Source organism: Nocardioides sp. (assembly GCF_041393715.1).
GTDB lineage: Bacteria > Actinomycetota > Actinomycetes > Propionibacteriales > Nocardioidaceae > Nocardioides.
The window spans coordinates 56,799-69,889 of the sequence record NZ_JAWKJQ010000001.1; the positions used below are offsets into that span (position 1 = coordinate 56,799).

Annotated in this window: 14 protein-coding genes; 9 read left to right on the plus strand and 5 right to left on the minus strand. The window is 72.4% G+C overall.

Translation table 11 applies throughout. The features are described from left to right. Positions 1-609: 609 nt before the first annotated feature. The 6 genes from R2740_RS00305 (at position 610) to R2740_RS00330 (ending at position 6,788) form a co-directional block, all read left to right on the plus strand. Positions 610-885, plus strand: a complete 276-nt coding sequence (locus R2740_RS00305) for an isoamylase early set domain-containing protein (RefSeq protein WP_371300667.1) — start codon at positions 610-612, stop codon at positions 883-885. Positions 886-1,007: 122 nt separating this feature from the next. Continuing rightward, on the plus strand, positions 1,008-2,702 hold the full coding sequence (locus R2740_RS00310; RefSeq protein ID WP_371300668.1) for an AMP-binding protein: 1,695 nt from the start codon (positions 1,008-1,010) through the stop codon (positions 2,700-2,702). Further along, positions 2,699-3,307 (plus strand): maleylpyruvate isomerase N-terminal domain-containing protein, encoded by a 609-nt coding sequence (locus tag R2740_RS00315; RefSeq protein ID WP_371300669.1) that lies wholly within the window; start codon positions 2,699-2,701, stop codon positions 3,305-3,307. The genes R2740_RS00310 and R2740_RS00315 overlap by 4 nt, the downstream gene beginning before the upstream one ends. Positions 3,308-3,398: 91 nt before the next feature. Next, positions 3,399-4,178, plus strand: coding sequence for a class I SAM-dependent methyltransferase (locus R2740_RS00320; protein WP_371300670.1), 780 nt, complete (start codon positions 3,399-3,401; stop codon positions 4,176-4,178). Positions 4,179-4,237: 59 nt separating this feature from the next. Next, a complete protein-coding gene (locus tag R2740_RS00325; RefSeq protein ID WP_371300671.1) occupies positions 4,238-5,275 on the plus strand; it encodes an LD-carboxypeptidase in 1,038 nt (345 codons plus the stop codon). Between the two features lie 163 nt (positions 5,276-5,438). Then, a complete protein-coding gene (locus R2740_RS00330; protein WP_371300672.1) occupies positions 5,439-6,788 on the plus strand; it encodes a protealysin inhibitor emfourin in 1,350 nt (449 codons plus the stop codon). Between the two features lie 9 nt (positions 6,789-6,797). Here the strand turns inward: R2740_RS00330 and R2740_RS00335 are convergent, their stop codons facing one another. Next, positions 6,798-7,487 (minus strand): aspartate/glutamate racemase family protein, encoded by a 690-nt coding sequence (locus R2740_RS00335; RefSeq protein ID WP_371300673.1) that lies wholly within the window; start codon positions 7,485-7,487, stop codon positions 6,798-6,800. A 70-nt stretch (positions 7,488-7,557) separates the two neighbouring features. Here R2740_RS00335 and R2740_RS00340 point away from each other — a divergent pair, with 70 nt between their 5' ends. The 3 genes from R2740_RS00340 to R2740_RS00350 all read left to right on the plus strand — a co-directional run bounded on the left by R2740_RS00340 (position 7,558) and on the right by R2740_RS00350 (position 9,786). Continuing rightward, positions 7,558-7,947 carry a hypothetical protein gene (locus tag R2740_RS00340; protein WP_371300674.1) on the plus strand — a complete coding sequence of 130 codons (390 nt, stop codon included), beginning with the start codon at positions 7,558-7,560 and terminating at the stop codon, positions 7,945-7,947. 100 nt (positions 7,948-8,047) lie between these two features. Beyond that, entirely contained in the window at positions 8,048-9,283 is a 1,236-nt protein-coding gene (gene mshA / locus R2740_RS00345) for a D-inositol-3-phosphate glycosyltransferase (RefSeq protein ID WP_371301162.1), read from the plus strand. Next, a complete protein-coding gene (locus tag R2740_RS00350) occupies positions 9,280-9,786 on the plus strand; it encodes a YbjN domain-containing protein (protein ID WP_371300675.1) in 507 nt (168 codons plus the stop codon). Before mshA ends, R2740_RS00350 begins: the two co-directional genes overlap by 4 nt. Positions 9,787-9,793: 7 nt before the next feature. Here the strand turns inward: R2740_RS00350 and R2740_RS00355 are convergent, their stop codons facing one another. From R2740_RS00355 to R2740_RS00370, 4 genes are all read right to left on the minus strand, one after another. After that, positions 9,794-10,147 carry a DUF1304 domain-containing protein gene (locus R2740_RS00355; protein WP_371300677.1) on the minus strand — a complete coding sequence of 118 codons (354 nt, stop codon included), beginning with the start codon at positions 10,145-10,147 and terminating at the stop codon, positions 9,794-9,796. After that, positions 10,144-11,076, minus strand: a complete 933-nt coding sequence (locus R2740_RS00360; RefSeq protein ID WP_371300678.1) for a DMT family transporter — start codon at positions 11,074-11,076, stop codon at positions 10,144-10,146. The genes R2740_RS00355 and R2740_RS00360 overlap by 4 nt, the downstream gene beginning before the upstream one ends. Before the next feature lie 166 nt (positions 11,077-11,242). Next, complete coding sequence (locus R2740_RS00365; RefSeq protein WP_371300680.1) at positions 11,243-11,923, minus strand: winged helix-turn-helix domain-containing protein; 681 nt, start codon at positions 11,921-11,923, stop codon at positions 11,243-11,245. Next, on the minus strand, positions 11,920-13,050 hold the full coding sequence (locus R2740_RS00370; RefSeq protein ID WP_371300681.1) for a sensor histidine kinase: 1,131 nt from the start codon (positions 13,048-13,050) through the stop codon (positions 11,920-11,922). Before R2740_RS00370 ends, R2740_RS00365 begins: the two co-directional genes overlap by 4 nt. Between the last annotated feature and the right edge of the window lie 41 nt (positions 13,051-13,091).

Genomic DNA, 13,091 nt, shown 5'->3' on the forward strand with positions numbered 1-13,091 from the left:
GCCGAGGGCACACGCCGCTGCCGGACCCAGAACGGCTCAGTCGGGGCCGACGAGCCACTGGCTCGCGGCCAGCGAGGCCTGCCGACGAGAGGCGCATCGCTCTGGTCGACGGTCAGGGCTTCGTGTCGTACCGGACGCTCGAGCCGTTCCCGTCCCCGTCCACCCTCGAGGTGCGGCTCTGGGTGATCGACGGCTCGGACCTGGTGCTGCAGGACGCCAGACCGAGCCCGGCTGCTGGCAGGACCTCTCCGATCACGCTCGGCCCCTGCTGACCCTCCCGCTCCGCGACATGCCGAAATGGTCGCCCGACCGATGGTCGCCCGACGTGTCGGGAGACATGGTCGCCCGAGGTGTCGGGAATGGTCGCGCGAGATGCGGGAACTGGTCGGCCGACATGTCGGGAATGGTCGCCCGAGATGCGGGAACGGGCCGGCCGACGTGTCGGAAGTGCCGTTTCGGCTGGCAGCACTGCCGTCTCGCGGGACACCGGCGCCGTTTCGGGGAGCACCGGTTCGGGGTGCTGGGCGTCTCATGCTTCGGCGCGGCGCCAGGCTTCGAGGTGGTCGTGCGCGACAATTGGAACGATCAAATTCTTCGGAGGGAGTGCCGATGATCAAGCAGCAGAGCAAGGCCGGGAACGCCGATGTGACCTTCGTCCTGTCCGATGCCGAGCCCGCGGGCAGGGTGTCGGTCGTGGGCGACTTCAACGACTGGACGCCGGGCGTCCACACGCTGGTACGCCGCAGCAACGGCACCCGCAGCGTGAAGGTCGCGCTGCCCGCGGGAGGGGCCTTCCGGTTCCGCTACCTGGGCGAGGGTGGCGCATGGTTCGACGACCCGCAGGTCGAGCATCACGACTGGCAGGACGGCCTGATCCTCACCTGAGCATTTCCCGCATCTCGGGGAGCCGTTTCCGGCATGTCGGCGGGCCATTTCCGGCATGTCGCGCTCGGGGCGGCGAGGCGCGCGGCGTCGCATGGGGTGGCGCCGCGCGCCATGATGGCCGCATGACCCCTGCCGAGAGCATGAGGACCGTCCGTGACCAGGTGGTGAGCCTGCGCGAGGACTACCCGCGGGCGATGACCGAGTTCGGGTGGCCGGACGTGGGCGACGCCTTCAACTTCGCCCACGACTGGTTCGACACCTGGGCGCGCGGCAACGACGCACCCGGGCTGGTGATCGTCGAGGAGGGCGGTGACCGGGCGTCGTACACCTTCGGCGAGCTGGTCGACCGTTCCGACCAGGTCGCCCGCTGGCTCGGCGTCAACGGAGTGACGCGGGGCGACAGCGTCATCGTGATGCTGGGCAACCAGGTCGAGCTGTGGGTCTCGATGCTGGCGCTGCTCAAGCTCGGCGCGGTGATCATGCCGACCACGACCGCGGTCGGCACCACCGAGCTGCTCGACCGGATGGAGCGCGGCGAGGCCCGCGCGGTGATCGCCAACCCGGCCGACACCGAGAAGTTCGCCGGGGTGCCCGGTGACTACCTCAAGGTGAGCGTCGGGGAGGCCGACGGCTGGCTCGACCTCGCGGCGGCCTACGACGCCGAGCCGGCGCCGGTCCCGCACCCGGGCAATGCCAGCACCGACCGGCTGCTGCTCTACTTCACCTCCGGCACGACCAGCCGACCCAAGCTGGTCGAGCACACCCACCGGTCCTACCCCGTCGGGCACCTGTCGACGGTCTACTGGCTGGGGCTGCAACCCGGCGACGTCCACCTCAACATCTCCTCGCCAGGCTGGGCCAAGCACGCGTGGTCCAACTTCTTCGCGCCCTGGCTGGCCGAGGCCACGGTGTTCGTCTACAACTACTCGCGGTTCGATGCCGCCGCCCTGCTGGGTCAGCTGCACGACGAGCACGTCACCACGTTCTGCGCTCCTCCGACGGTGTGGCGGATGCTGATCAACGCCGACCTCTCGGCCGGGCGCGGCAGCCTGCGCGAGGCGATCGCCGCGGGCGAGCCGCTCAACCCCGAGGTGATCAGCCAGGTCGAGAAGCACTGGGGGCTGACGATCCGTGACGGCTTCGGCCAGACCGAGACCACCGCCTCCATCGCCAACCCGCCCGGCCAGACCGTCAAGGCCGGCTCGATGGGCCGGCCGCTGCCGGGGGTCCCCGTCGTGTTGGTCGACCCGGTCTCCGGCGAGCTCGTCGACGGCGTCGGAGAGGGCGAGATCTGCCTCGACCTGGCCGCCGAGCCGTTGACGCTGATGACCGGCTACCAGGGCGACGACGCGCGCAACGCCGACGCGATGGCCGGCGGCTTCTACCACACGGGCGACATCGCCAGCCGCGACGCCGACGGCTACATCACCTACGTCGGCCGCACCGACGACGTCTTCAAGGCCTCCGACTACAAGGTGAGCCCGTTCGAGCTCGAGAGCGTGCTGATCGAGCATCCGGCCGTGGCCGAGGCCGCGGTGGTGCCGGCCCCCGACCCGGTCCGCCTCGCGGTCCCCAAGGCCTACGTCGTGCTCGCGCCCGGCCACGAGCCGACCGCCGAGACGGCCCGCGACATCCTGGGCTACGCCCGGGAGCACCTGCCGCCGTACCTCCGGGTCCGCCGGCTGGAGTTCGCCGAGCTGCCGAAGACGATCTCGGGCAAGATCCGCCGGGTCGAGCTCCGCGGCCGCGAGGACACAGCCTCCGGTCGGATCGCCGGCGAGTGGCGCGACGAGGACTTCCCGGAGATCAAGGGATGACCGGTTGGCGGCAGTCGGTCCAGGCGTACGCCGACGCTGCGGCGTGGTTCCTGGAGACGGCCGGCGAGGTCGGCGACCGCTGGGAGCAGCCGGGGCTCGGGGAGTGGGACATCCGGGCGCTGGTCGGTCACACCAGCCGGTCGTTCGTGACCGTGGAGTCCTACCTGGCGCAGACGCCCGACCGGGTGGAGATCGACAGCGCCGCCAGCTACTACCTGGTGGCCCGCGAGGTCGCCGGCCCGAGCGTGGCCCATCGCGGCATCGAGGCGGGGCGGGCGCTCGGCGACGACCCGGTCGCGGCGCTGCACGAGATGGCCGACCGGGTGCTGACGCTGGTGGACGGGTGCAGCGGCGAGGAGCTGCTGACCAGCATCGTGGGTGGGATGCGGCTGGCCGACTATCTGCCGACGCGGACCTTCGAGATCGCCGTGCACACCACCGACCTGGCCGCGGCGCTGGGATGCCCGGCCGAGGTTCCCGCGTCCGCGGCGGCCGAGACGCTGGCCGTCCTCGGCCAGGTGGCCGCCGCCGACGGCACGGCCGGCGACGTCCTGCTCGCCCTCACCGGGAGACGGCCGTTGCCCGACCGCTTCTCGCTGCTCTGACTCAGCGTGCCCACTCGAGCATCGCGGGCTCCGGCGACACCGCTCGACGGCGACCTTGACGAAGCGCTGGTCGAGGGCCACGGTGGGCCACATGGGCGACGACGCCTGGGTGGCGGGCGACCGCTACGACCCCTACATGGGCCGCTGGAGCAGGGCGGTGGCCCCCCTGTTCGTCGCGTGGCTCGACCTTCCGGCCGGGCTGCGCTGGGTCGACATCGGCTGCGGCACCGGCGCCCTCGCCTCCACGATCCTCGGCACCGCCGCGCCCGCGTCGGTGCGGGGTGTCGACCCTGCTGAGGGGTTCGTCGGCTGGGCCACCGCCCAGGTCACGGACCCGCGGGCGAGCTTCGAGGTGGGCGACGCGGGCGGACTGGAGCAGGGCTGTGCCGACGCCGTGGTGTCGGGCCTGGTGGTGAACTTCCTCCCCGACCCCGTCCCGGCGGTGGCGGCGATGGCCCGGGCAGCGGCGGGCGGAACCGTGGCGGCGTACGTCTGGGACTACGCCGGCGGCATGGGACTGCTGCACCACTTCTGGACCGCGGCCGTCGCCGTCGACGCGCCGGCGGCCGGGCGCGACGAGGCTCTCCGCTTCCCGGACGCGGCGGCTGGACCGCTCGCCGAGCTGTGGCGGTCGGCGGGGCTGACCCGGGTCGAGACGAGCGAGCTCGTCGCCGAGCAGACGTACGCCGACTTCGACGAGCTGTGGACGCCGTTCCTCGGCGGCACCGGCCCGGCTCCGGGCTATCTGGCCGGACTCGCGTCCGAGGTGCGCGACGCGCTGCGCGAACGGCTCCGCGCTGACCTGCCGGCCGACCCCGACGGCTCGATCACGCTGAGCGCGCGGGCGCACGCGGTGCGGGGCGACGGCTGATTGCGCCGTCGGGCGAAACCACGGTGCGGGCGGTGCCGCGATCGTGCTGCAATGACGCGATGGAGCGACTCCGAGCGGTGCGACCGGGCGACCGGGTTGCGGTGCTGTCGCCGTCGTGGCCGGCGCCGGCGTACTTCCCGGACGTGCACGAGCGCGCCCTGGAGCGGATCCGCGACGAGCTCGGGCTGGTGCCCGTGGAGTACGCCACCACCCGGCGCGACGCGACCCCGGAGGATCGCGCCGCTGACCTGCACCGCGCGTTCGGCGACCCATCGATCCGGGCGGTCTTCGCGACCATCGGGGGCGACGACCAGATCACCGTGCTGCGCCACCTCGATCCGGCGGTGATGACCGCCGACCCCAAGCCGTTCTTCGGCTACAGCGACAACACCAACCTGCTCACCTGGCTGTCGTTCCACGGGGTCGAGGCGGTGCACGGGGGCTCGACGCAGGTGCACCTCGGACCTGGCCCGGCGGTGGACCACGAGCAGATGACCTCGTTGCGGGCGGCGCTCTTCGGCGGCGACGTGGAGCTGGCGCCGGTGGCCGGCACCTGGGACAACGGGGTCCCCTGGGACAGTCCGGAGGTGTTCACCGCCCGGCCCGCCGTCGAGCCCGCCGAGCCGTGGACCTGGGCAGGGCCGTCGCGGGTCGTGACCGGCCCGACCTGGGGCGGCAACATCGAGATCCTGCAGTGGACGCTGTCGGTCTCGCGCTACGTCCGCCCCGTCGAGGAGTACGCCGGCCACGTGCTGCTGCTCGAGGCGAGCGAGGAGCGGCCGTCTGCCGCCGAGGTGTTCTACATCCTCCGAAGCCTGGGGGAGCGCGGCATCCTCGCGGAGTGCCCGGCGCTGCTCTGGGCGCGCCCGCACGCCGGCGACCGCGAGCCGCGCCCGTCCGCGGCCGACGCCGCAAGGGTCCGCGCCGAGCAGCGCGAGGCGGTGCTGCGTGCCGTGTCGGCGTACCACCCGGAGATGGTGGTGGTCCTCGACGTGGACTTCGGGCACACCTGCCCCCAGTGGCTGCTGCCCTACGGCGGCCGGGTCACCGTCGACGCCGTCGACCGGCGGATCGTGGCCCACTTCGACCGGGGGTGAGGGGTCGGAGGTTCACCATGTTCAGTGGGTGAACACTCACTTCCCACGGTGAGCTCACCGTGGGAAGTGACAACTCACCTGCTTCACATGATGAACCTCCACCACGACAAGCCCCACCCTCACCCATGGTGGAGCGTCGGCCCCGGGTGGTAGACCAGCAGCCATGGGTCTCGGAGAGCACACACGCTGTCAGTTCGTCCCGCCGTTCGTGCTGCGGCAGATCGCCGACGCGGGTCAGGCCAGCAGGGGCGGCGGCGCCGCGGCGGCGGCCGCCGCGGAGTCGCTGGCTCTCGACGAGGGGATCCGCACCGGACGGGCCGCCCCGGACGACGCGCCCCACGTCGAGGCGGTCGACGGAGCCTGGACGGTCTACACCGCCGACCAGGGCACCACGCTGCCCGGCCTCCGGGTGCGCGGAGCGGGCGAGCCGGCCACCGGCGACGCCGCGGTGGACGAGGCGGCGGTCGGCGGCGCCGGCGCTCTCGCGCTGTTCGCCGAGGTCTACGGGCGCGAGTCCTTCGACGGCGAGGGCGCCGAGGTCGTGATGACCGTGCACTACGGCCGCAACTACGACAACGCCTTCTGGAACGGCACCCAGCTCGTCTTCGGCGACGGTGACGGTCAGGTCTTCGACCGGTTCACCAAGCCGGTCGACGTGCTCGGCCACGAGCTGACCCACGCGGTCACCGAGCACACCGCCGGCCTCGTCTATCGCGACCAGCCGGGCGCCCTCAACGAGTCGATGTCCGACGTCTTCGCCTGCTGCGCCAAGCAGCGGATGCTCGGCCAGGACGTCACCCAGGCCGACTGGCTGATCGGCGCCGGCCTGTTCCTCCCCGGCATCCGGGCGCGCGCGCTGCGCGACATGGCCAACCCCGGCACCGCCTACGACGACCCGATGCTCGGCCGGGACCCGCAGGTCGGGCACCTGGACGACTACGTCCAGACCACCGACGACAACGGCGGGGTGCACCTCAACTCCGGCATCCCCAACCGAGCCTTCCACCTCGCCGCGACCGGCATCGGCGGCACGTCCTGGGACGGCGCCGGGGCGATCTGGTACGCCGCCCTCACCGGACCCGACGTCGGGCCGACCACCGACTTCGCCGGCTTCGCCGCGGCCACCGTCGCCGCCGCCGGCGAGCATGCCGAGGCAGTGAGGGCCGCCTGGACGGCCGTCGGGGTCGCCGTCGATGCGCAGGACGCGCCCGCGGACAGCCGAGGGTCCTCCGCCGCGGCGACGCAGGTCGCCGTCCGCCGCACCGGCGGCTTCGCCGGCCTCACGAGGTCGGGCTCCGTCGACCTGGCGGTGCCCTCGCCGCGCACCGCGCGGGTACGCGAGCTGGTCGACCGGGTGGACCTGGCCTCGGTGGGGGGCGGGGAGCCGCAGCCCGACCGCTACTCCTACACCTTCTGCCTGCCCGGCTGCGCCGACGTGGACGTCCCCGAGCAGCACCTCACCCCCGACCTGCGCGAGCTGGCCGACCTGGTGCTGGAGTCGGACGAGGGCTGACGTCGACGCTCAGGCGAGCGCGCGGTCCAGGGCCGCCTCAACGTGGAGGGTGGTGCAGGGGAACACCGGCAGCTCGACGTCGGCCTGCCTGATCAGCAGCTCGATCTCGGTGCACCCGAGCAGGAGTCCCTTGGCGCCGCGGTCCCACAGCTCCTCGGAGAGGCCCACGACCCGGCGCCGGGTGGCGTCCTCGACCCGGCCGTGCACGAGCTCGTCGTAGATCGCGCTGTTGACCCACTCGTGCTCGGCGTCGGGGGGCACGATCGTCTCTACGCCGTGGCGGGCGAGCCGGTCGCTGAAGAACGGGTCCGACATGGCGACGGTGGTGCCGATCAGGCCCACCCTGGTGACGCCCTGCTCGACGCACGCCTGGGCGACGACGTCGCCGAGGTGGAGCAGAGGGATCGACACCGCGTCCTGTACCTGGTCGGCGACCTTGTGGAACGTCGTGGTGCACAGCAGCAGGAAGTCGGCGCCGGCCCGCTCGACGCCTCGTCCGGCGTCGGCCAGCAGCTCGCCGATCTGGTCCCAGCGCTGGTCGTCCTCGAGGTGGGTGAGCTCGGCGAAGTCGACGGTGCTCAGCACCACCTTGGGCGAGGAGAGCCCGCCCAGCCGCTGCTGTACGCCGAGGTTGAGGTCGCGGTAGTAGACCGCGCTGCTCTCCCAGCTCATCCCGCCCACGAGTCCGATGGTCTGCACAGGGGCAGTCTGGCAGACTCGGCGGGGACCCCACGCCGCCCGGCCGGCCGTCGTACTCGTCAGGAGCAGGATGATCTCGCGCACGCCCGCCTGCCTCTCCGGCATCCTCGGCGGCGCCTGCTGGGTGGCTCGCTTCGCGCTCGACGACGCCGGGGTGGTGGCCGCCGACGGTCAGATCGGTACGGCGCTGCGCTGGGCGGGGCTGACCTGGCTGGCGCTCGCGCTGTTCGCGGCCGGCGTCGGCCTGACCGCGCGCTCGATGCTGGCGCTGCGGCTGGTGGTCGGCGTGTGTGTCGCCCTGCTCGGCTACACCGCGCTGTCCCTGCTCTACCCCGCGACCGGTGAGTCGCTCGGCGACGCGCTGTTCGGCGGCGTCACGATCCTGGTCTCGCTGGTGGTGTGGTGGCGCGGCCGGCGCCGCGACCACCATCCGCACGGCAGCCACGCCGCCGATGGGTGAGCCGCCGCGTGGGAATCACCGGGCCGCCGCCACGGTTGGCACTCACGAGCGGTCTCGACGGGAGGAGTGACACGTGGGCTCCACGCTGCGGCGTCTCGCGATGATCAGCATGCACACCTCCCCGCTGGACCAGCCCGGCACGGGCGACGCGGGCGGGATGAACGTCTATGTCATCGAGCTCGCCCGGCGGCTGGCTGCTCGCGGCCTCGAGGTCGACGTCTTCACCCGGGCCACCTCCTCGGCGCAGCCGGCGGTGGTGGAGGCGGCTCCCGGGGTGCTGGTCAAACAGGTCGTCGCCGGCCCCTTCGAAGGGCTTCCGAAGGGGGAGCTGCCCGGTCAGATGTGCACCTTCGCGCGGGCGGTGCTGCGCGCGGAGGCGGCGCAGCCGGCGGGGCACTACGACGCCGTGCACTCGCACTACTGGCTCTCGGGGCAGGTCGGGGCGCTGGCCCGCGACCGCTGGGGGGTGCCGCTGATCCACTCGATGCACACGATGGCGAAGGTCAAGAACGCCTTCCTCGCCGACGGTGACACCCCCGACCCGATGATCCGGGAGATCGGGGAGGACCAGGTGGTGGCTGCCGCCGACATGCTGATCGCCAATACCGACCTGGAGGCCAAGCAGCTCATCGAGCTCTACGACGCGCCGGCCGGTCGTGTCGAGGTCGTGCACCCCGGTGTCGACCTGAACGTCTTCTCGCCGATGCCGACGGAGCTGGCGCGAGCCGCGCTGCGCGTGCCGCTCGACGCGCGGGTGCTCCTGTTCGCCGGCCGGATCCAGCCCCTCAAGGCGCCCGACGTGCTGCTGCGCGCCGCGGCGGTGCTGCTGCGCCGTGACCCGTCCCTGAGCGAGCGTCTGGTGCTCGCCGTCGTGGGCGGGCCGTCCGGCACCGGCCTCGAGCACCCCGAGTCCCTGGCCCAGCTGGCGGGGGAGCTCGGTCTCGCCGACGTCGTCCGCTTCGTCCCGCCGGTGGCGCAGGCCGACCTGGTTCGGTGGTACTCCGCCGCCGACGTGGTCGCCGTACCCTCCTACAACGAGTCGTTCGGGCTGGTCGCCGTCGAGGCGCAGGCCAGCGGCACCCCGGTCGTCGCGGCGGCGGTCGGCGGGCTGACCACGGCGGTGCGCGACGGCGTCAGCGGCCTGCTGGTCGACGGGCACGGCGCGGAGGCGTGGGCCGACGCGCTGGACCGGGTGCTGCGCGACCCGGCGTACGCCGCCCGGCTCGGCCGGGGCGCCCTGGAGCAGGCCGCCCTCTTCTCCTGGGACCGGACCGCCGAGGCCACCCTGGCGGTCTACGAGCAGGCCCGCGAGCTGATGTCGGCGGAGCTGGTGTGACGCAGGCGAACGGGGCCGCCGCTGCGGCCGCGATCCGGCGCTACCTGGGCGCCCAGGAGCTGGAGTTCGAGGAGCCCGACGACGGGGTGTTCTTCTTCGGGCTGCCTGGCACCACCAAGCTGTCGACGCCGGTGCGCCTGCAGGTCGGCCACCATCACCTGTCGGTGCAGGCCTTCGTCTGCCGCAACCCCGACGAGGGTCACGAGCGGGTCTATCGCTGGCTGCTCGAACGCAACCTGCGCGGCTACGGCACCGCCTACGCCGTCGACCGGCTCGGCGACATCTACCTCACCGGTCGGCTGCCCCTCTCGGTGGTCACCGAGGACGAGCTCGACCGGCTGCTCGGCGCGCTGCTGACCAACGCCGACGAGTCGTTCAACACGCTGCTCGAGCTGGGATTCGAGTCGTCGATCAGGGCGGAGTGGAAGTGGCGGCGCGACCGCGGCGAGTCGACCGCCAACCTGGAGGCGTTCCGCGGCTGGTTGGAGGCCGGGGAGGACTGAGCGTCGATCAGTCGGCCAGCAGGACCGCGACCAGCGCGAGCACCGCCGGCAGCGCCTGGACGAGCAGGATCCTCCTGTTGACCGTCGCAGCGCCGTAGCCACCCGCCACGACCACGCAGAGCAGGAAGAACACCAGGGTCGCAGTGTCGCCGCGGACCAGGCCCCAGACCAGTCCGGCGGCGAGGAAGCCGTTGTAGAGACCCTGGTTGGCGGCCAGCGTCCTGGTCTGCTCGGCGAAGTCGCGCTCCAGGCCGAACGTACGACGGCCGGTGGGCGTGGTCCAGAGGAACATCTCCAGCACGAGGAACCACGCGTGCAGCAGCGCGACCAGTCCCACCAGCACCTGCGCCACGACCGTCACGAGCCTGCCTCCTTCGGGCGGCGCCGGGCCACTCCGACGCCCACGAGCGCCAGGATGCCGCCCAGGTAGGCCAGCGTGGGTGGCGCCTCGCCGAGGAACACCAGGCCCATCACGATGGTCAGGGGCGGCACGAGGTAGGTCGTCACGCCGAGCCGGCTCGCGCCCATGTGGCGCAGCGCGAAGGCGAAGGTGGTGAACGCGATGGCCGTGGGGAACACGCCGAGATAGACCACCCAGGCGACCGAGGAGGCCGACGCGGCGCGCATGTCGCGCACCAGGTCGCCGAGGAAGGGCAGGCAGACGACGGCCCCGACGGTGCAGGCGAGCCAGGTCACCTGGAGCGCGGGGACCCGCCCCACCACCGGCTTCTGGGCCACCAGCGCGACGGAGTAGGCCAACGCCGAGACCAGGCACAGCGCCACCCCGACCACGTCGTGCTCGCCGCTCCGGCTGCTGCCGAGCGCGATGATCGCCACCCCGGCGAACGCGAGCACCAACCCCACGCCGAGGAAGAGGGTGAACCGCTCACCCAGGAACACCGCCGCCAGCAGCGCGATCAGCAGGGGCGACACCTGGATCAGCATCACGGCGGTGCCGGCGTCGACCCGTTGCTCGCCGGCGTTGAGGGCCACGTTGTAGATGCCGAACCAGAGGACGCCCCCGGCGATCACGGCCGCCCAGTCGCGACCGCTCATCCGGGTCCGCGGCCTGGTCATCGCGACCGCGCCGAGCGCCGCCGACCCGATCAGCAGCCGTCCCAGCGAGAGCGACCCGGGCGAGAAGTCATCCTTGAGGTAGCGGATCGCGACGAACGCCGACGCCCAGAGCGTGAGCGTCAGCGCCACCGCGGCCACGGGCAGCCAGGCGGGTGTGTCGTCGTGGGACGGTGGGCTGGGCGCGAGGGCCGGCTCCCGGGGGGACGTGGTCACCGCACGAACCTAGGGCAAGCCACCGACACCGGTCTCGCGGGTTTCGGACCTGCTCATGGGTCGACGATTGTGCAGAAACTGCAGGCTTGGGGCCGGAATTTGCGACGTTTGGGGCCAAACGTCAACACCACGACGACCCCGGCGGCGAATTCACGACAGAGGTGGTTCAGGCGTCCAGCTTGTAGCCCAGCCCGCGCACGGTGACCAGCAGCGCGGGGGAGGATGGGTCCTCCTCGAGCTTGGCGCGCAGCCGCTTCACGTGGACGTCGAGGGTCTTGGTGTCGCCGACGTAGTTGGAGCCCCAGACCCGGTCGATCAGCTGCCCGCGGGTGAGCACCCGGCCCGGGTTGCGGAGGAACATCTCCAGCAGCTCGAACTCCTTCAGCGGCAGCCGCTGCTCGGCACCGCGGACGGTGACGACGTGCCGCTCGACGTCCATCCGCACCGGACCGACCTCGAGCACGTCGGCGAGCAGGTCGGGCTCGCCTCCGCCGCGGCGCAGCACCGCGCGGATGCGGGCCACCAGCTCGCGTGGCGAGTAGGGCTTGGTGACGTAGTCGTCGGCGCCGAGCTCGAGCCCGACCACCTTGTCGACCTCGTCGTCCTTGGCGCTCACCATGATCACCGGGACGCTCGACACGGCCCTGATCTGCCGACACACCTCGGTGCCCGGCAGGCCGGGCAGCATCAGGTCCAGCAGCACGATGTCGGGACCGAAGCGGTCGAACTCCGTCAGCCCGTCGGGTCCGGTCGCGGCGATCGCGACGTCGTACCCCTCCTTGCGCAGCAGGTAGCCGAGGGCGTCGCTGTAGCTCTCCTCGTCCTCGACGACCAGTACTCGCGTCACGACTGCTCCTCCTCGTTGCGGGTGGGAAAGGTCAGGGTGAACGTCGACCCCTGACCCTCCACGGACCAGACCGAGACCTCGCCGCCGTGGATCGCGGCGACATGCTTGACGATCGACAGGCCCAGACCGGTGCCGCCGGTCGAGCGGTGCCGGGCCGGGTCGACCCGGTAGAACCGCTCGAAGATCCGGTCCAGGTCGCCGGCGGGGATGCCGATGCCCTGGTCGATGACGCTGATCTCCACGGCGTCGGGCACGGCCTTGGCCGACACCACGACCGTGGTCCCCTCGCCGGAGTAGGCCACCGCGTTGGCCACCAGGTTGGCGACGGCCGTGCGGATCTGCTCCTGGTTGCCGGGGATCGTCAGGCCGGCCTCGCCGGTCACGACGACGTCGATCCGACGAGACTCGGCGTCGGTGCTGCTGGTGTCGACGGCGTGCGCGATGACCTTGTCGACGGAGATCGAGACCGGCGACTCCAGCGGATCGTCGTCCTGGAGCCGCGACAGGTCGATGATCTGCTGCACGAGCCGGGTGAGCCGTTCGCTCTCGGTCAGCATCCGGCCGCTGAACCGGGTCACCGCCTCCGGGTCGTCGGCGGCGTCCTGGACCGCCTCGGCCAACAGCCGGATCGCACCGACGGGCGTCTTCAGCTCGTGGCTCACGTTGGCGACGAAGTCGCGGCGCATGCGTTCGAGCTGGCGGTCGCGCGTGCGGTCCTCCACGAGGACCAGCACCTGCCGGGCGCCGAGCGGCGCCACCCGGGCGCTGACGTGGCGCGGCGCCCCCGTCGGCGCGGCGATGACCAGCTCGGTCTGCTCGATCTGGCCGGTACGCCGCACCTCGGCCACGATCTGGGCCAGCTCGGCCTGCGCGAGCTCGCTGCCGCTGACCAGACCCAGGGCGTAGGCCGGGGCCGATGCCTTCAGCACCGTGTCGTCGGCGTCGACGACGACCGCGCTGCTGCGCAGCACGGACAGGACGGTGGCGATGCCGGCCGGCACGGCCGGCTCGACGGGCGCACTCATCGTCCTCAGCTGGCGCTCCGAGACGTACCACGCCAGGAAGGCGCCGGCTGTGACCAGGGCGCCGACGAGCGCGGCCACGGCGGCCTGGGTCGTCGGGCTCACATGTTCGATGGTACGCAGCAGCAGGCCCCGAGACCTCGCTC

Bases quoted from the DNA above. Each gene is read 5' to 3' on its own strand.
- mshA (WP_371301162.1), top strand. From the start codon at position 8,048: ATGATCAGCATGCACACCTCCCCGCTGGACCAGCCCGGCACGGGCGAC.
- R2740_RS00340 (WP_371300674.1), top strand. From the start codon at position 7,558: ATGATCTCGCGCACGCCCGCCTGCCTCTCCGGCATCCTCGGCGGCGCC.
- R2740_RS00330 (WP_371300672.1), top strand. From the start codon at position 5,439: ATGGGTCTCGGAGAGCACACACGCTGTCAGTTCGTCCCGCCGTTCGTG.
- R2740_RS00305 (WP_371300667.1), top strand. From the start codon at position 610: ATGATCAAGCAGCAGAGCAAGGCCGGGAACGCCGATGTGACCTTCGTC.
- R2740_RS00325 (WP_371300671.1), top strand. From the start codon at position 4,238: ATGGAGCGACTCCGAGCGGTGCGACCGGGCGACCGGGTTGCGGTGCTG.
- R2740_RS00320 (WP_371300670.1), top strand. From the start codon at position 3,399: ATGGGCGACGACGCCTGGGTGGCGGGCGACCGCTACGACCCCTACATG.
- R2740_RS00310 (WP_371300668.1), top strand. From the start codon at position 1,008: ATGACCCCTGCCGAGAGCATGAGGACCGTCCGTGACCAGGTGGTGAGC.
- R2740_RS00315 (WP_371300669.1), top strand. From the start codon at position 2,699: ATGACCGGTTGGCGGCAGTCGGTCCAGGCGTACGCCGACGCTGCGGCG.